Origin of the sequence: Peribacillus faecalis (genome assembly GCF_014712675.1) — a bacterium.
Lineage (GTDB): Bacteria > Bacillota > Bacilli > Bacillales > DSM-1321 > Bacillus_AD > Bacillus_AD faecalis.
Genome location: NZ_JACXSI010000024.1, coordinates 41,415 through 58,129, shown reverse-complemented (window position 1 = coordinate 58,129; position 16,715 = coordinate 41,415). Strand labels below are relative to the sequence as shown.

At 39.4% G+C, this 16,715-nt stretch carries 18 protein-coding genes and 1 pseudogene; 17 read left to right on the top strand and 2 right to left on the bottom strand.

From position 1 onward, the window contains the following. The first annotated feature begins 475 nt into the window (after positions 1-475). The 8 genes and pseudogenes from sigY to IEO70_RS11235 all read left to right on the top strand — a co-directional run. Positions 476-1,021, top strand: a complete 546-nt coding sequence (sigY, locus tag IEO70_RS11270; RefSeq protein ID WP_235973590.1) for an RNA polymerase sigma factor SigY — start codon at positions 476-478, stop codon at positions 1,019-1,021. Beyond that, a complete protein-coding gene (locus tag IEO70_RS11265) occupies positions 1,011-1,322 on the top strand; it encodes a YxlC family protein (protein WP_190998476.1) in 312 nt (103 codons plus the stop codon). The genes sigY and IEO70_RS11265 overlap by 11 nt, the downstream gene beginning before the upstream one ends. Continuing rightward, on the top strand, positions 1,319-1,543 hold the full coding sequence (locus IEO70_RS11260) for a transcriptional regulator (protein ID WP_235973589.1): 225 nt from the start codon (positions 1,319-1,321) through the stop codon (positions 1,541-1,543). Before IEO70_RS11265 ends, IEO70_RS11260 begins: the two co-directional genes overlap by 4 nt. After that, entirely contained in the window at positions 1,544-1,744 is a 201-nt protein-coding gene (locus IEO70_RS11255; protein WP_190998475.1) for a PLD nuclease N-terminal domain-containing protein, read from the top strand. Positions 1,745-1,750: 6 nt separating this feature from the next. Beyond that, the gene (locus IEO70_RS11250) at positions 1,751-2,635 is read left to right on the top strand and encodes an ABC transporter ATP-binding protein (protein WP_190998474.1); all 885 of its coding nucleotides are present in this window, start codon (positions 1,751-1,753) and stop codon (positions 2,633-2,635) included. Further along, the gene (locus IEO70_RS11245; protein WP_190998473.1) at positions 2,632-3,405 is read left to right on the top strand and encodes an ABC transporter permease; all 774 of its coding nucleotides are present in this window, start codon (positions 2,632-2,634) and stop codon (positions 3,403-3,405) included. Before IEO70_RS11250 ends, IEO70_RS11245 begins: the two co-directional genes overlap by 4 nt. A 260-nt stretch (positions 3,406-3,665) precedes the next feature. After that, positions 3,666-4,628 (top strand): DMT family transporter, encoded by a 963-nt coding sequence (locus IEO70_RS11240; protein WP_190998472.1) that lies wholly within the window; start codon positions 3,666-3,668, stop codon positions 4,626-4,628. 29 nt (positions 4,629-4,657) lie between these two features. Further along, positions 4,658-4,819, top strand: a pseudogene (locus IEO70_RS11235) (DUF3885 domain-containing protein); the annotation flags it as partial. An 89-nt stretch (positions 4,820-4,908) separates the two neighbouring features. Here IEO70_RS11235 and IEO70_RS11230 read toward each other — a convergent pair. Next, a complete protein-coding gene (locus tag IEO70_RS11230) occupies positions 4,909-5,202 on the bottom strand; it encodes a DUF6509 family protein (protein WP_190998470.1) in 294 nt (97 codons plus the stop codon). A 296-nt stretch (positions 5,203-5,498) separates the two neighbouring features. Here IEO70_RS11230 and IEO70_RS20455 point away from each other — a divergent pair, with 296 nt between their 5' ends. The 4 genes from IEO70_RS20455 (at position 5,499) to IEO70_RS11210 (ending at position 8,235) form a co-directional block, all read left to right on the top strand. Beyond that, a complete protein-coding gene (locus tag IEO70_RS20455; RefSeq protein WP_407949137.1) occupies positions 5,499-5,720 on the top strand; it encodes a hypothetical protein in 222 nt (73 codons plus the stop codon). 193 nt (positions 5,721-5,913) lie between these two features. Beyond that, a complete protein-coding gene (locus IEO70_RS11220; protein ID WP_190998469.1) occupies positions 5,914-6,627 on the top strand; it encodes an ABC transporter ATP-binding protein in 714 nt (237 codons plus the stop codon). Beyond that, complete coding sequence (locus IEO70_RS11215) at positions 6,620-7,753, top strand: ABC transporter permease (protein WP_190998468.1); 1,134 nt, start codon at positions 6,620-6,622, stop codon at positions 7,751-7,753. The genes IEO70_RS11220 and IEO70_RS11215 overlap by 8 nt, the downstream gene beginning before the upstream one ends. A gap of 14 nt (positions 7,754-7,767) precedes the next feature. Next, a complete protein-coding gene (locus IEO70_RS11210) occupies positions 7,768-8,235 on the top strand; it encodes a GNAT family N-acetyltransferase (RefSeq protein ID WP_190998467.1) in 468 nt (155 codons plus the stop codon). 56 nt (positions 8,236-8,291) lie between these two features. Here IEO70_RS11210 and IEO70_RS11205 read toward each other — a convergent pair whose 3' ends face one another. Further along, complete coding sequence (locus IEO70_RS11205; protein WP_190998466.1) at positions 8,292-8,714, bottom strand: putative ABC transporter permease; 423 nt, start codon at positions 8,712-8,714, stop codon at positions 8,292-8,294. Positions 8,715-8,840: 126 nt separating this feature from the next. Here IEO70_RS11205 and IEO70_RS11200 point away from each other — a divergent pair, with 126 nt between their 5' ends. From IEO70_RS11200 to glgA, 5 genes are all read left to right on the top strand, one after another. Then, complete coding sequence (locus IEO70_RS11200; RefSeq protein WP_190998465.1) at positions 8,841-9,251, top strand: acyl-CoA thioesterase; 411 nt, start codon at positions 8,841-8,843, stop codon at positions 9,249-9,251. A gap of 1,096 nt (positions 9,252-10,347) precedes the next feature. Beyond that, complete coding sequence (glgB, locus tag IEO70_RS11195) at positions 10,348-12,261, top strand: 1,4-alpha-glucan branching protein GlgB (RefSeq protein WP_190998464.1); 1,914 nt, start codon at positions 10,348-10,350, stop codon at positions 12,259-12,261. 148 nt (positions 12,262-12,409) lie between these two features. Further along, positions 12,410-13,726 (top strand): glucose-1-phosphate adenylyltransferase, encoded by a 1,317-nt coding sequence (locus IEO70_RS11190; RefSeq protein WP_190998463.1) that lies wholly within the window; start codon positions 12,410-12,412, stop codon positions 13,724-13,726. Beyond that, positions 13,723-14,841 (top strand): glucose-1-phosphate adenylyltransferase subunit GlgD, encoded by a 1,119-nt coding sequence (gene glgD / locus IEO70_RS11185; RefSeq protein WP_190998462.1) that lies wholly within the window; start codon positions 13,723-13,725, stop codon positions 14,839-14,841. Before IEO70_RS11190 ends, glgD begins: the two co-directional genes overlap by 4 nt. A gap of 143 nt (positions 14,842-14,984) precedes the next feature. Further along, a complete protein-coding gene (glgA, locus tag IEO70_RS11180) occupies positions 14,985-16,628 on the top strand; it encodes a glycogen synthase GlgA (protein ID WP_235973588.1) in 1,644 nt (547 codons plus the stop codon). Positions 16,629-16,715 lie beyond the last annotated feature (87 nt).

Genomic DNA, 16,715 nt, shown 5'->3' with positions numbered 1-16,715 from the left:
GTGGGATCCAAGGTACGACCATATATTTTCACCAGTCTTTCAAAAAAAAGGAAGGGAAGGCTTCTTAAAGGTACCCTCCACTTCTAAAATGATTAAAATTCAGCTCATTCTTACGGGGATTTCACATTTATTTGATTCAAACGGCATAGCAATTCTACGAAAAACAGAGAAAAACAAAGAAAAACCTTACTTTATAGAGGGAGTATATACTTTTTGAACTTGAAAAGCTGTCTAACCTTATACCTGCCATGCTCGGTCCTAAGCTGCCTCCCCAAGAAACCAAAAACGGGTTTCTCGTGTGATTCATCTTAGTCCTCCCGCATGGCTCCTTTTTCATTGAAGTGATTTCAAGAGGCGGACTCAAAAAGGAAAAAGGACCGGTAACGGTTTTTCTAACAAAAAAATTTAAAAATGAGTGAACGATTGGCGGAAAACTTTCGTCTTACATATAGATTGATGAAAAGGTGGGAAAGTGTTGGAGTCAGAAACAATAGAGGAGCAGTTGATTGCAAAGATGCAAAATGGGGATGATGAAGCATTAGCTGAACTCCTGCACATGCATTATTCCTTTCTTTATAAATATGTGTTGAAAATGACGATGGACACCGTCACTACTGAAGAAATTGTCCAAGATACGATGTTGAAGGCATATTTGCACAGGAAGCAATTTAACGGTATAAGCAAATTCACAACGTGGCTCATAACGATTGCGACCCGGACATATGTCGACTTGCTCAGGAAAAAGAAGCGTGACAGATGGCTTTTCAAGAAAGCGGCAAAAGAAAGCAATCAACTGCTGAAGTGGCAGGTTGAAAATAACAATCAACAGTTTGACGAAGTGATGGAGATCATTCAGAAGCTGGATGCCAAATATCGGATTCCGCTGTTGCTGAAGCATTATTACGGCTTTTCTTATGAGGAAATTGGAGAAATGATGTTCATTAAAGACGGAACAGTGAAATCCCGTGTCCATAAAAGTTTAACGTTGGTTAGAAAGGAGATAAACAAGTATGAAGGATGATACAGAAAAAAGGGTCGAACGGGCATTTTATGAATTAGATGAGGCAATCGATGTTTCGGCACCTTCTGCTCATGCAATCACAATGCTTGTTCAAGAAAAAAAGGCCATTTATAAAAAAATGATGCTTCGTGAATTGTTTATGTTTCTTGGAGCGGCTTCCGTAATTACAGTACTTTCACTATTAATATTGACAAACAGTCCGGCACTATATTTGACTATTCAAATAGCTGGGGTGGCAACCATGTTGATTTATGTGGTTGTTCGGACAAGATTGAGAAATAGAGAGGACTCGCACATATGACATTGGATATCCAAAGTTTATCATTGCCGCTACAGATTATGATTTATGTGCTGGTTGTGGCAGTGCTGCTGACACAAGGCACGCTTATTTTTCTATCTGCTAAAAAACGGGGAGCGAATGCCTGGTTTTGGGGTTTGCTTGGTCTTCTGAATATTCCTTCAGGAGCAATTCTTTATTATTTGTTTGTTATTTGGCCTGAAAAAAGAAGGAGGGTGAAGTAAATGGATATGGAAACTTCAAAATTAATGATGATTTTATTGCCGATTTTTGTGCTGCAGCTGATTTTATTGGTGACGGCGCTTGTGAGCTTGGTTAAACAGGAGGAAACGCAAGGACCGAAATGGATGTGGGCAATTATTATCGTATTCTTTAACATTATTGGACCGATTGTATATTTTATAATCGGCAGAAAGCAGAGGTAATCGCTTATGAATATTAAAGCAGAACATCTCAGCAAATCATTTACAGGCAGAAAGGTTGTCAATGATGTCAGTTTTACGATTGAGCAGGGGCGCTGTGTCGCGCTAATCGGTCCAAATGGCGCCGGAAAAACAACTTTGCTTCACATGTTGGTCGGATTAATAGATAGTGACGGCGGAACAATTTCGTATCATCATGATAAAAATTGGCGCAATGAAATCGGATTTTTGCCGCAAATTCCGTCATTTTACGGATGGATGACGCCGAAAGAATTTCTGCATTTTACCGGAAAACTGGCACACATGGATAAATCAAAGCTGAAGGAGAGAATACCATTTGTTTTGCAGTTGACCGGAATTAGTGATGCGGCTAATCGTAAAATACAGGGGTTCAGCGGCGGGATGAAGCAGCGGCTCGGACTGGCGCAGGCGCTTTTGCATCAGCCTTCGTTTTTAATATTGGATGAACCGGTGTCAGCGCTCGATCCGGTCGGGCGCAGAGATGTAATGAATATATTGAATGAATTGAAAAAAACGACGACGATTATTTACTCAACACATATTTTGCATGATGCTGAGGAAATCAGCGATGATATTTTACTGATGAGAAACGGTGAAATTGTCGCCCACGGAACACTTGAAGAACTGCTTTCGCAAGCTGCACAAAACTATTCATTGCGAGCTGCCAATCCGCTTCCGAAAGAATTGGCAGATTGCGAGTTTATCAAAGAAATATATATGGTGGGTGAATATAGCGCCGATATCATTCTACGGTCTGATAGCACAAAGGAAGAGCTGTTACGCTGGTGTTTGGATCATAATGTCGACATTGTTCACTTCCATCAAGGTAAGCAAACGTTGGAAAGCGTGTTTATGGAGGTGGTGAAATCATGAGCAGCTTTATGACACTGTTATCAAAAGAATTTTTAGGGCTGAAAAGAAGCAGCAAGATCATCTGGTTGCCGGTCGTGTTTATGTTGCTGTCAGTGATGCAGCCGGTCACGTATTATTTTATGGATGATATTTTGAAGATGGGGGGCAACTTTCCGGAAGGTGCGGTGTTTGAAATGCCATTGCCATCAAGCGGAGAGGTTATGGCCAGTGTGCTTTCGCAGCTGAATTCAATCGGTCTATTGCTCATCGTCGTTGCGGTAATGGGCACGATTAGCGATGAACGAAAGAGCGGGGCACTGATGATGGTATTTACCAAGCCGGTTACTTCAATCCAAATCGTCGCAAGTAAGACGTTGGCGCATAGCCTGCTGCTGGTCGTATCGTTTATATGCGGTTATTTGCTTTCCTTTTATTATACAATTCTATTATTCTCAAAATTGCCGGTTGCTGATGTGCTTGCTAGTATGGCAACTTATAGTCTTTATATCGTTTTTATAGTTTCAGTTGTCGTGCTTACAAGTGCGGTTTTCAGTGGGAACGGAGCGATTGCTATCATCAATGTGATATTCTTTACCGCTTTATCGCTTGCCGGAAGCTATTTTAAAGATCAGCTTGCATGGAGTCCGACACAGCTCAGCAGTTATGCGTCTTCGATGGTGCAAGGAACAGAAATAGAGTCGGGGCTTTGGGGAAGTATTGCTTTAACAGTTATTTTAATAGCGGCCATTCAACTGGTGTCGGCACGGATCTTGGATAGGAATAAAATATAGACGAACAGAATACGGAGTCTTTTTGTCAGGCCGTTGAGACAGGACTTCTCAACGGCTTTTCCGTTTTTACGGAAATGTTGTTTGGTATAGAAACTTGCAAGTAAATTGAAAAAGGAACAGGAATGCTGTGACTTATATATTGAATCCATACATGTAGAAATAAATCCATGAACAGTGGCCTATGGTTCCTTTAGATAACAGTTTTAGTGTATGATAGGAAGGCAACTTAGAACGAAACATTTGAGGAGTGAAAGTTTTACGTGAAGACAGAAGCTTTTTTTCGCCATCCGCTCGGTATGGCTTTATCAGCTATAACAGCTGCTTTTTTGTGGGGAAGCGCCTTTCCTGTCATTAAGCTTAGTTATCAACATTTACAAATCGGCCCGAATGAGGTGGGAGAGCAAATACTGTTTGCAGGCTATCGCTTCTTTTTGGCAGGACTTTTTATAATGGCTTTTTATGCGTTAATCGGCAAAAAAGCAGATTTTAAAATTCAAAAATCATCGCTGTCTACAATTGTGACATTGGCAGTGTTAATGACGTTTCTGCAATATTTCTTCTTTTATATCGGTTTGAGCAGAGCAAGTGGCGTACAAGGCAGCATCATTGCCGGTACGGCATCGTTTTTTCAAATCATTTTTGCTCACTTCCTGTTGAAAAATGACCGTTTATCGATGCAAAAGGTCATTGGGCTAAGCATCGGATTTTCAGGAGTACTGCTTGCATACATACCGCAAGGAGCGGGCGGAATTGTAATCGGTGTCGGGGAATTATTCGTATTAACGTCGACAATTGTCGGAGCATACGGCAATATTGTCACAAAGAAGGCTTTTTCAAATTATAGCGTTCATTATTTAACGAGCTACGGAATGATTCTCGGCTCATCCATGCTGCTTCTGCTTGGCATGTTTATGACGGACTTCACTTTTTTTTCGTTTTCACTGACGGAAGTTTTCATGCTGATTTATTTGGCATTTTTATCGGCAGCCGGCTTTTTGCTGTGGAACAATGTATTGAAATATAATTCTGTCGGTAAAGTGTCGATTTTTAACTTCTTGATTCCGGTTTTCGGCGTATTGCTGAGCGGCCTTTTCCTTGGAGAAGAAATCGGTCTGTCAGCAATTGCAGGTCTAGTACTTGTCGCATTAGGGATTATAACAGTGAACGGCTTGGCTGCGCGCAGAAGAGTGGCAGTTGAGAAGGGGGTTTCTGCTGATTTGTAAATAGATAGGGGGTGAGTTAGTTGGATGCTTATTTCATAAATATAAACAGAAAAACTATTTTTCATATTTATGATGATAGGGGCTGTGATTTAATTGCTGCTTCTGCCGATTCAATTAGAGAGATTTATGAACAATATAATGACTGGATATTAGATTATGACCGACATAGAATTGGTCAATTATTTTTATAGGGGAGCCGCAGTTTTTAGTGGCTCCTCTATTTGTTGCTGTTTTTATTCGCACAAAAAAGACAGAACCAAATATTCTGTCTTAATAGAGCTTATTCTGCTTCAATATAATGCTGCTCACAAAATTCAGTAACCACTTGAATTTCGTCATCTTCTAAGTCAAAGTCAAGAACAGTATTTTCTCCGCTTTCAACTAAATCGTACTTCAAAAGTTTCTTCTCTTCACCATCGACTACGTAAAGAGCTCGTATGTATACACCGTTTTCATTATATAGCTCATCTTCCTCAGGAACATCTAAATATATAAGAAATTCATAGCGATCTCCAGGGAGAATTCCGAATGCATCATTAATAAGTTGAACTTCAAATTCTGTAATGTTTAACATAATCAACATCCTTTCATTCCTTATTATAGCGATAAAATAGGCGGATGCAAGGAAATGAGGCAGTGATAGAAGCATGTAATAGAGATTATGATTGTTTTTCCTTCGAAACGACCGTTTTGGCACGGATCCTGATGGAGATTGCTTAGGAGTAGCGGTGAAAACCAGTACCCAAGAATATAGCGTGTTGACGGGAAATCAAGTAGGAGCAATCATGCTTCATTATTTATTAATGGAAAAGAAGAAGCTTTGAAGAACTAACGATTACTGCTATTGAAGATTATTTCAAAGGATTTTGGATGAATGATGAGGGGTCTGAAAATGTTCTTTCTTTCCCTAAATCCAATGTCTTAAAATTTTTATTAGCTGATGGGTCTTGGGTTTGCATTCGACCATCGGGTACTGAACCGAAAATTAAATTTTATATAGGTGTTTCAGGGGAATCTGACATTCAAAGTCAAGGAAAGCTAGAGAAAATCAAGAATCTATGGATGGGATTTTTAGAGGGTTTTATAAAATAAACTATAACCGCTAACTAAGAATCTGATGGCAATAACATGCGGATGTGCTGATGGAGAAAATCTGTAGCGCTCCGCATATGCTAATATAAACATTTTGTTATGATTGTGCGGTTCTCACTGGCTAGACCGAGGGAACTTTTTTTACATTGAATCGTAAATAGAGTAACAACTTAATGGGAATGGAGGAGATAAGGTGCCGTTACTGACTGTACATATTGAACAAGCGGGTTATACAGCAAATGAGATAAAACTCTCGGAAATTGATTTTACAATAGAGAAGGGTGCGCTCGTCGGGCTGATTGGTGCGAACGGAGCGGGTAAAAGCACGACGATTAAGAGCATTCTTGGATTGATGCCGTATATGGAAGGCAAGATTAGCAAAGAAGAAGGAATTGCGATTTCATATTTGCCGGAGAGCCCGGTATTTTATGATGAACTAACGTTACAGGAACATATTGACTTTATTGTCAGTGTCGAGCAAATGTCTGATCTTCAAGTCGAGGAGCAGGTGAATCCGCTTTTGAAGCTGTTCAAAATGGATAAGCACGTGCATCAATTACCTCATACATATTCAAAGGGAATGCAGCAAAAGGCGATGATTATATTGGCGTTTATGACAAAGCCGAATATTTTGATTATAGATGAGCCGTTTATTGGCTTAGATCCTATTGCGACAAGGTCATTGCTTGAGCTGATTACGAAAGAAAGAGAGAAAGGTACAGGCATATTGATGAGCACGCACGTATTAGATACAGCGGAAAAGGTATGTGACTCGTTTGTGCTGATCGATTCAGGCAGACAGATCGCTACTGGAACGCTTGCGCAACTGCAGGAACAATGCGGTAATAGTAATCTTTCCTTGTTTGATTGCTATCACCATCTCGTGGAGGACGAAGGGGATGAGTAGTCTTCATGTGCTATTCGCTCGCGTCAGGAAGGATTACATCTATCAATTTCGGATTTGGAAAAATATAATTGATTGGACCGTCATGCTGTATATATTGATTCCGGCTTTGGTTGCGGCAGTGATCATATACCGTTCATGGTGGCTTGATTTGCCTGCTTGGAGCAGCTTCGTTTCACTGCCGCTAATTGCAAGCGCAGTGTACATTTTGTCATGGGTCGGCACTTTCCGTCTTTTTGTAAAGGAAGCGGATGGGATTTTTTATTTAAAGCACCGCTCAAGCTTTATAGAAATGAAGAGATGGGCGTTTTCGTATGCAATCGTAAAAATAGTGCTTGAGATCATATTGCTTGTAGTCGTTTTATTGCCTTTTCTGATGAAGGTTCAAAGGATTGATTTGCTAGAATTTGTTTCGTTGCTGTTTTACTGGAAAGGAGTCGCTTTATTTATTAGAGCGCTGCACATGAAACTTCGCTTTTCTATTAATGGTTGGATACAAAATCTGATGGCGATTTTCATGTTTGTTTTGTTTTTTATCGGTAATTTATTGATTATGGAGATGACATTTGTCTTTTTGGGAGTGGCAGGCGTAATGTTGACGGGGATTACGCTTTTGTTTATGCGACCGATTATATCAACACTTCGCTTTTTTGAGGAAGAGTGCTTACTTGAGAATGAGCAAAAATTGCGTTTTGTATCAATGATTTTTGGAGTGTCCAATTCTGTAGAAAAACCAAGAGTGATTAAACGTAGGCGGCCATTAATGTTTCGTAGTAAAATATTTCGAAAACGAAATGCACAAAACGGATTTAATGAATTGTTCTTCAAAATATTTATTCGGAATTTTACATTCGTAGGAGGATATTTTCGTCTTGTTGCCGTAACAGCAGGTGCGGTTATTTTATTGCCTCCTATTTTAAAGGCAGCAGTCGGTGTTTTGTTTTGCTTTTTTATCAGCATTTGGATTAACGGAGCATGGGATAAAATATTGCTAGCTAACCCAATTGGCAAGCGATATGAAGAGCATCCGGATTATTACAGGGCGAAGCAAAAAACAGCCTGGATTTTTACGATACTGGCAGCCGTTATATTGTGTCTTGCCTATATAGTAAGCAAGCTGCTGTTTTAAGTAGAGGTGATTATATGATTAAGGTACTAGATATTAGTGATCAAGAAACTGCTAGACAAGTGTTGAGGATTCAAATTCCAGCGTATGAAGTTGAAGCAAAGCTTATTCAATTTGATGAGATTCCATCGCTTTTGGATACAGAAGAGTCGCTTGCTGAGAGCGGAGAGACTTTCTTAGGCTTCTTTTTTGATGGGAATATGCAAGGAGTGCTTTCCTATTGTAAAGAAAATGATTATTGGCTAATATGCCGTTTAGTTGTGCATCCTAGCCATTTTAATAGAGGTATAGCAACGGAATTGCTGCAGTTTTTCTTAAAAGAGGTTAGAGAGGTTAGTGATACCGGAATAGTAAAGGTGAGCACCGGCACTGCAAATTTACCGGCAATCGCCCTTTACAAAAAGTTTGGTTTTGCGGAAAGAAATACAAAAGAAGTGGCACCAGGAATCTTGGTGACACAGTTGATTAAAGCCCGGGAAGTGTAATCTTCTCAGGCTTATTTTTTTATATTTCACATAAATGTCTACATGATTCAATATATTTAAATTAATTTAAATCTCGGACGGTCCTCATTGTATAGCCAGTATCTAAGCCAGTTAAATAAAATGATTGCGAAAAAGGTCAACGGAAACCAGAGCAGTATGTATGGCAAACAGATTTGTCCGAGAAAGTTAAGAGGAAGGCTGCTGTAATCCCAAATGCCTAATTTAAGCCAAATATTGAGGATTAAACCGGAAATTAACTCTATGAAGGTGACGAATAGCGTGCCTATTAACGCTTGTGTCAATAAAGGAGCGTTAATAGAAAAAATATTGGCATTTAATCCGATGAGGATGAAGCAAATACCTCCGACAACGCCCATCGTCCAATGGGTGTAGCCGCGCCATAATAGTTCAATTGTTAAATAAAGGACACCACCGATGAGTGCCAGATTGAACAATCTCAATGCTTTTTGAAAAGTCATGATCAGTTTTCCTCCATAAATATTTGTTTCCGATAGTATGACCAAAATGTGATTTTTCATTTAAAAAGCCAGGAAAGACAGGAAGGCTAAAATTTTATAATTAAAAGAAAAAAGGGAGGGAATGTTTTGCGGAGTTTTTTTGAAATTGATGTTTTTGTCCGCTTTTGTGAAACGGATGCGGCAGGACATGTGAATAATGCCAGTTACTTTTTTTATTTGGAAGAGGCGAGAATGAAGTTCTTCAAAGAGATTGGAATAGATAAGTTCAAAAAAAAACAAAATTTCAATTTTATCGTCGCATCGACGAAATGTGATTTTATAAAGCAGGCGTACTCGGGGCAAATGCTTCGTTTGAATGCGCGTGTGTCGAAAATCGGAAAGAAAAGTTTCGTATTGGAACATGAAATAAAATGTGCGAAAACGAGGGAGCTGGTAGCAGTGGGGAGTACTGTTCTAGTCTGCTTTGACTATGACAGGCAGGAATCCATTCATATGCCGCAAGAACTCGCAGCCGAGTTGGACAAATATTTAGTATGAGAAAAACCATTACCGTTCCTTTTTCATTATGAATATGCTACTTAGATTCACCTCGATGAAAAAGACATGCGGGAGGACCCGTTAACAAGGAACAGAGACTAAGAGCGATACGTCCAGATATCTTCATCGCTGTAACTCTCAACCTGAGAGCCCCACACAAGAAACCCGCCTTTGGTTTCTTGGAGGAGGCAATAAAAAGGAACATCGGCTAAAAACGCCACGTTCGCATGTCTTCGCCGATATGACCTACATCCTGTAGGCCTCCGAGCATGGCAGGTGTATGGTTAGACAGCTATCTAGGTAAAAAAATATGCTATCTTTAACTTTTAAAAAAATAGAGGCAGTCATAATGACAGCCTCTATTAAACAGTTATTTTCTTCCGAGAACAATATTCTTGAATTCGTCAAAGCTAGTACGTTGGTAGATGCCGAATAGATTGATTTGGTACGGAACATCGGTCATTTATATTCGTTCTGAAAAATAGACCTGCTCTTGCGATAAATAGGATACTCAAGACAATAGAATCAGTTTCCGGATGTTTCTTATTATGTATCTTAAAATCTATTGGGTATCAAATGTGTATTTGTGAACAGAGATTGTGAAAAAATTCATTAATGTGAATTAGAATTGTGAAATAATTGAACGTTTTATCTCAGTTGATGAACACATATGTTTAAAATGCCTTTTTTGCTTTATTATTAAAACAAGCTAATCAATCGTTAAAGTTTTTGAAGTGTTCTATTGTTTGTGAAATTTTCCGATTTTATTAATTTACTATTTTTTAAGTTTAATTTTCTTTTATATGTTAAACAATGAGCAATCAATGCTATGAGATAGAATGATAGATGGAGAAAACCTTCAATTAGCTGTAATCGTTGTTAGTGGAGATGGAATTGCAATCAGATTCCTGTATCTTTTAAAGTTGTACCCGAGAGAAATTGAGATAAGTGCGCTCGAACGTTGTCAAAAAATGTTATAAATGTAAAAAATATTAATTTTTTCAACATTTAGTGATTATTAGGGCAATTCTAATGGTACAATTTAAACTATATACAAAAAATGGGTAACACTCGTTTAATTAAGGGAGTTGATTAGATGCAGCAATATAAGGAAGATTTATCTTTGGCAAAATACTTATTTCATCAAGGAAAGAACTTTGAGGCATATGATTACTTAGGTTCTCATCAATGTACTCGGGATGGAAAAGAAGGTTTTGTTTTTAGGGTGTGGGCTCCAAATGCTGCTGCTGTATCTGTTGTAGGCGACTTTAATGAATGGAATCCCCAATCGCATCCAATGGCCAAGGAGTCAGAGGAAGGGGTATGGGAGTTGTTTATCGAAGAGCTTGCGGAATATTCGCTATACAAATATGCGATTACGACAAAAGACGGACGCATTCTTTTTAAAGCAGATCCTTATGCTTTCCATAGCGAAACGCAGGAACGTACAGCTTCATACACCTATTCTTTAACTGACAAATTCACTTGGACAGACGGTGATTGGCAGTTCCATAAAGCTGGACAGAACGCCTACGAAAGCCCGATGAATATTTATGAAGTCCACCTGGGATCTTGGAAAAAGTCTGAGGAAGGCGAATATTTGAACTATCGCACGATTGCAAATGAACTGATTCCTTATGCGAAGAAAATGGGTTATACGCATATTGAATTGCTTCCTTTGTCAGAATATCCTTTCGATGGTTCATGGGGCTATCAAGTATGCGGATACTACAGTGTTACATCCCGCTTTGGCATGCCGGAGGATTTCATGTATTTGGTCAATTTGGCGCATGAACACGGAATTGGCATTATTATGGATTGGGTACCTGCGCACTTTCCAAAGGATGCACACGGACTATATGAATTTGACGGACAACCATTGTATGAGTATCAGGATGAATTGAAACAGGAACATAAACAATGGGGTACGAGAATATTTGATTATGGCCGTAATGAAGTGCAATCTTTCCTGATTTCCAATGCGGTTTTCTGGATGGAAAAGTACCATATTGATGGAATCCGGGTAGATGCGGTCGCGTCGATGCTTTACTTGAATTACAACAGACAGCATGGTGAATGGAGACCGAATGTACATGGCGGAGACGGCAATTTAGAAGCCATTGAATTTCTGAAACTATTAAATAAAACAGTTTTGTCGAAATTTCCTGAGAATCTGATGATTGCGGAAGAATCGACAGCTTGGCCGGGGGTTACACTTCCGCCGGAGCATGACGGATTAGGATTTAATTTTAAATGGAATATGGGTTGGATGAACGATGTACTTTCTTATATAGAAGTAGACCCGATTGGCAGACAATACAACCACGGAAAATTAACCTTCCCAATTATGTATGCATGCAACGAAAATTTTATATTACCGATTTCTCATGATGAAGTGGTTCATGGCAAGCGTTCATTATTGGACAAAATGCCGGGTGAGTATGTGGATAAATTTGCGGGTGTCCGCAGCTTCATTTTATATATGCTCAGCCACCCGGGGAAAAAATTAATGTTCATGGGCTCGGAAATCGGTCAATTTACTGAATGGAATTTCAGCAAAGAGCTTGAATGGTTCCTGCTGAAATACGATTCCCACAAAAAGTTACAAACATTCTTCCAGTATGCCAATCATTTTTACTTAGAGCATAAACCGCTTTGGGAGCTGGATTGCTCATCGGATGGATTTAGTTGGATTTGTCACAATGACCATACGCGAAATGTACTTGCATACCGCAGACTGGATCGTGACCAAAATGAATTGATTGTAATTGTAAACTTCTCATCTGCTGAATGGGATGATTACTATGTAGGAGTACCGGAAACAGGAACGTATAAAGAAATTTTCAACACCGACTTGAAAAAATTCGGCGGCGAAGGAAGACGTAACAGAAAGCTGCTGAAGGCGAAGGAAGGCTATGTACATGATTTTGATCAATACATTTCTATTAACTTGCCGCCATTAACGACATTGGTATTCCAGCATGTTAAGCCTAAAGTAACAAAGATTTAAGAGAGGAACTTAACCGGCTTGTCGGCATTGTGCCGACATCCGCTCTCTATTCAAAACTCGATTGTTTATTGCATAAGATTTCTTCAAGAAATCTAGATCAACACAGAATTCTACAAAACAAAGATAAACTAAAGAGGGGGAAAGTAGAATGTATCGGAAGAAAAAATGTGTCGCAATGTTGCTTGCTGGGGGTCAAGGAAGCCGATTGCACGTCTTAACGAAACAAATCGCAAAACCTGCAGTTCATTTTGGTGGAAAGTATAGAATAATAGATTTTACACTATCGAACTGCATTAACTCCGGTATCGATACAGTTGGTGTACTTACGCAATATCAACCTCTTGAACTGAACGATTATATTGACAACGGTGAGCCATGGGATTTAGACCGTACATATGGTGGCGTACATATTTTGCCTCCATATCAGGGGGTAGCAGGAGGCGACTGGTATAAAGGTACGGCTAATGCTATCTATCAAAATATGAATTTCATTGATCGTTACAAACCTGATTATGTAATTATTTTATCAGGCGACCATATTTACAAGATGGATTACAATAAGATGCTCGAATATCATATCGAAAAAGATGCAGATTGTACAATCGCTGTCCTTTCTGTGCCGATGGAGGAAGCAAGCCGTTTCGGTATCATGAATACGAATGAAGACGGAAGCATTTATGAATTCGAGGAAAAACCGGAAAATCCTAAGAGCAACCAAGCGTCAATGGGTGTATATATCTTTAAGAAAGAAGCATTATTCCGTTATTTAACTCAAGATGAAGCGGATCCGACTTCTTCAAAAGACTTTGGGAAAAATGTCATTCCGGCTATGTTGAATGCAGGCGAGAGAATGTTCGCTTATCCATTCGAAGGTTATTGGAAGGATGTAGGAACACTTCAGTCATTATGGGAAGGAAACATGGATCTTCTTGGTGAAAGACCTCAGCTTGATCTACGAGATAACAAATGGAAAATCAGCTACCGCCATTATCCGGACCACCCGCATTTTATCGGAAAGCACGGCTCTGTCAAAAACAGCATTATCGCAGAAGGCTGCGAAATTGAAGGAACAGTCATCAACTCCGTCTTATTCAGCGGTGTAACGGTTGAAAAAGGAGCAGTTATTAAAGACAGTGTTGTGATGAGAAATACATACATCAATGAAGGTGCTCAAGTTCAGTATAGCATCGTTGATTCTAGTGTATATGTTGGATCGGATTGTGTTGTCGGTGAGGAAAGAGCAGAAGGCGTCGAATTGGCAGTGCTCGGAACTGGTGTGAAACTTCATGATGGAGAAGTCATCGCTTCAGGTGAAATCATCGATAATGATACGTATGCGAAAAGAATTGAAAAGCGTGAAAAAGAACGCCAAGAAGAACAAAAGTTACAAAAAGAAAGTCCGTTTATCATTAAATATGATAAAAGCATTTTAGTGAATGTAATCGAGAGAGAGGTTGTAGAATGAACGCGTTAGGTATTGTTTTTTCAAATATTAGAGATAAGAATGTTCCAGAAATCACAAAAAATCGCATCATGTCATCTGTTCCATTTGGAGGAAGATACCGCCTGATTGACTTTGTTCTTTCTAATATGACCAATTCCGGTATTACAAAAGTAGGTGTTGTTACGCGCCATAATTACCAAAACCTAATGGATCACCTAGGCACTGGTAAGGCATGGGATTTAGCCCGAAAACGCGGCGGTATTCAAGTATTGCAACCGTATGTGGATGATTCAGAAGAGTTTGTGCAAATGGATAACCGTTTAAATACTTTAAAGGGCATTTCGTATTATTTGGACAAAGCAGACGAGGAATATGTCATCTTGACGGATTGCGACATCATCCATAACATTTCTTACGCAGATGTTTTAAAAGAGCATAAAAACAACGATTCTGATGTGACAATTGTTTATAAGAAGCATGATAAAGATGCAACATGGAACGCAAAACGATCAGTCTTCCTGCTGGATGAAGACGGCCGCATCAACAAGATTAAGCGTGCCAACAATACGAAAAAAGGAGATGCGCTATACATAGGTACAATGGTTATGCGCAAAGATTTCCTGAAAAATCATATGCTGATTGCAAGTAATAAGGGCTACAAAACATTGCTTGAATATTGGTCGGATAATGCCTCTCATATTAAAATCAAAGGCTATGAGTTTAATGAGTACTATGCATACATCGACTCTCTAGAAAGCTATTTAGCCAGCAACCTTGATTTACTGGACTTGAAGGTGCGCGAAGAATTATTCCGCAAGCCTTACCGTCCTATTTACACAAGTGTTAATGATTCACCGGCAACTACATATGGAGAAGATGCAGTAGTGGAAAATTCAATTATTGCAGACGGTTGCATCATTAACGGCACAGTGAAAAACTCCGTCATTTTCCGCGGCGTTAAAATCGATAAAGATGCGAATGTCAATAACTGTGTCATCATGCAGGATAGCATTATTGGCATAAATGCTACGCTAAGCCATATTGTTACTGATAAAAATGTATTTATCGGTGATGACCGCACATTATGCGGACATGGTACGCATCCTTTCTACATTGAAAAAGGAAGCATTATTTAACCACATTACTAATATATGAAAGATAAGGGCAATCGTGATAGCAGAGTCATTCTGTTTGTCCGGTTGCCTAACTTATACAAATGATTCTTTGAATCATACATACACATATGACAACCCATGGTTGATTGAAGGGTGGATTTAAAATGAAAAAAAAGGCAAGAAAAAGAACGATGAATAAAAATAAGAATGCAGTTGTTAAAAAGTGGGAAAAACTAGAAGAAGACAAAGTAACAGCTTCTAAGATTGAAGAAAAAGCAGCGGAAAAGGAAGTATTGGTTGCAAAGGAGCAAGTGAGTGCTGCTGTTGCGGTGTTAGATAAAGAGCAAGATACACCTGCTGTCGAAGAAAAGAAGAAACTTCAAGTTTTAATTGCGGCGTCTGAGGGTATGCCATTTGTAGCAACAGGCGGATTAGGTGAAGTTGTTGGATCACTTCCAAAAGCAATCATGAAAGAAAACAGCGAACACTTTGATGTGCGTGTCGTTTTGCCGATGTATGAATCAATTAGCTGGGAAGAGAGACAGCAAATGGAGTTTATTTGCCATTTTGATGTAGGGCTTGGTTGGCGCAAACAATATTGCGGCCTTTTCCGCACAGAGAAGAACGGCGTAACATATTATTTCATTGACAATGAATATTATTTTAAACGCAGCAATGCTTACGGTTATTTTGATGATGGCGAACGTTTTGCGTTTTTCAGCAAGGCGGTATTAGACAGCATATACTTCATGGACTTTGAGCCGGAAATCATTCACAGCCATGACTGGCAAACGGCTTTAATACCGGTATATCTGCATTACCACTATCACCATTTAAATGCGAAATCCATCTTCACAATCCACAATATCGAATACCAAGGTAAATATGGCTTCGATGTTGTTGAGGATGTAATGGGGCTGTCTCCACACGCAAGAGAACTGCTTGAATATCATGGATGTGTCAACTTAATGAAAGCCGCGATTGAATGCTCTCATCAAGTGAATACAGTTAGCCCAACATATGCAAGAGAATTAAGAGATAATTATTATGCGAAGGGTCTTGCGCAAATTATTCAAAAGAATGAATTCAAAATGCGCGGTATCTTGAATGGAATTGATGTAGAAAGCTATAATCCTGAAACAGATGCGGCACTTTTCGCAAACTACAGCAAAGACGCGACAGAAAATAAGAAAATCAACAAAGCGGAACTGCAAAGACTTGTGAATTTGCCGGTTGAGGAAGATGTACCGGTCATTGCGCTAATCACTCGTCTTGTTACACATAAAGGTCTTGATTTAGTGACAAAAATTATGGATCAGCTTCTGAACGAACGCGTCCAAATTGTTGTATTGGGAATCGGTGAACGTCAATATGAAGACTACTTCAATTGGCTTCAAAGTCAGTACCAAGGTAAGGTTGCGGCAATGCTTTGCTTCAACTCTGACCTGGCCCGCAAAGTATATGCCGGCGCAGACTTTTTCTTAATGCCTTCGAAGAGCGAGCCTTGCGGTTTAGCACAAATGATTGCTTCACGCTATGGTACAGTTCCGATTGTGCGTCAAACAGGCGGATTGCATGATACGATTCATGACTGCTCAAACGGTGAAGGTAACGGCTTCACGTTTGAGAACTACAATACTCATGAGCTATTAAATGCGATTCACCGCGGATTGCACTTATATTACAACCGCGAGCAATGGAACCTGCTGGTAGAGTGGATTATGTCGCTTGACTTCAGCTGGGAAAAATCAGCGCGTGAATATGAAAAATTATATGCGGAAGTTGCTTGTGTTCAAGTCCCTTATTAATAAAGCTAGGCATTAATTCTGACATCCGTGGATGGACCAATGTGTCACTATGCGGATGTCAGAAAGTTTTACTTTAAATGCTGGGAG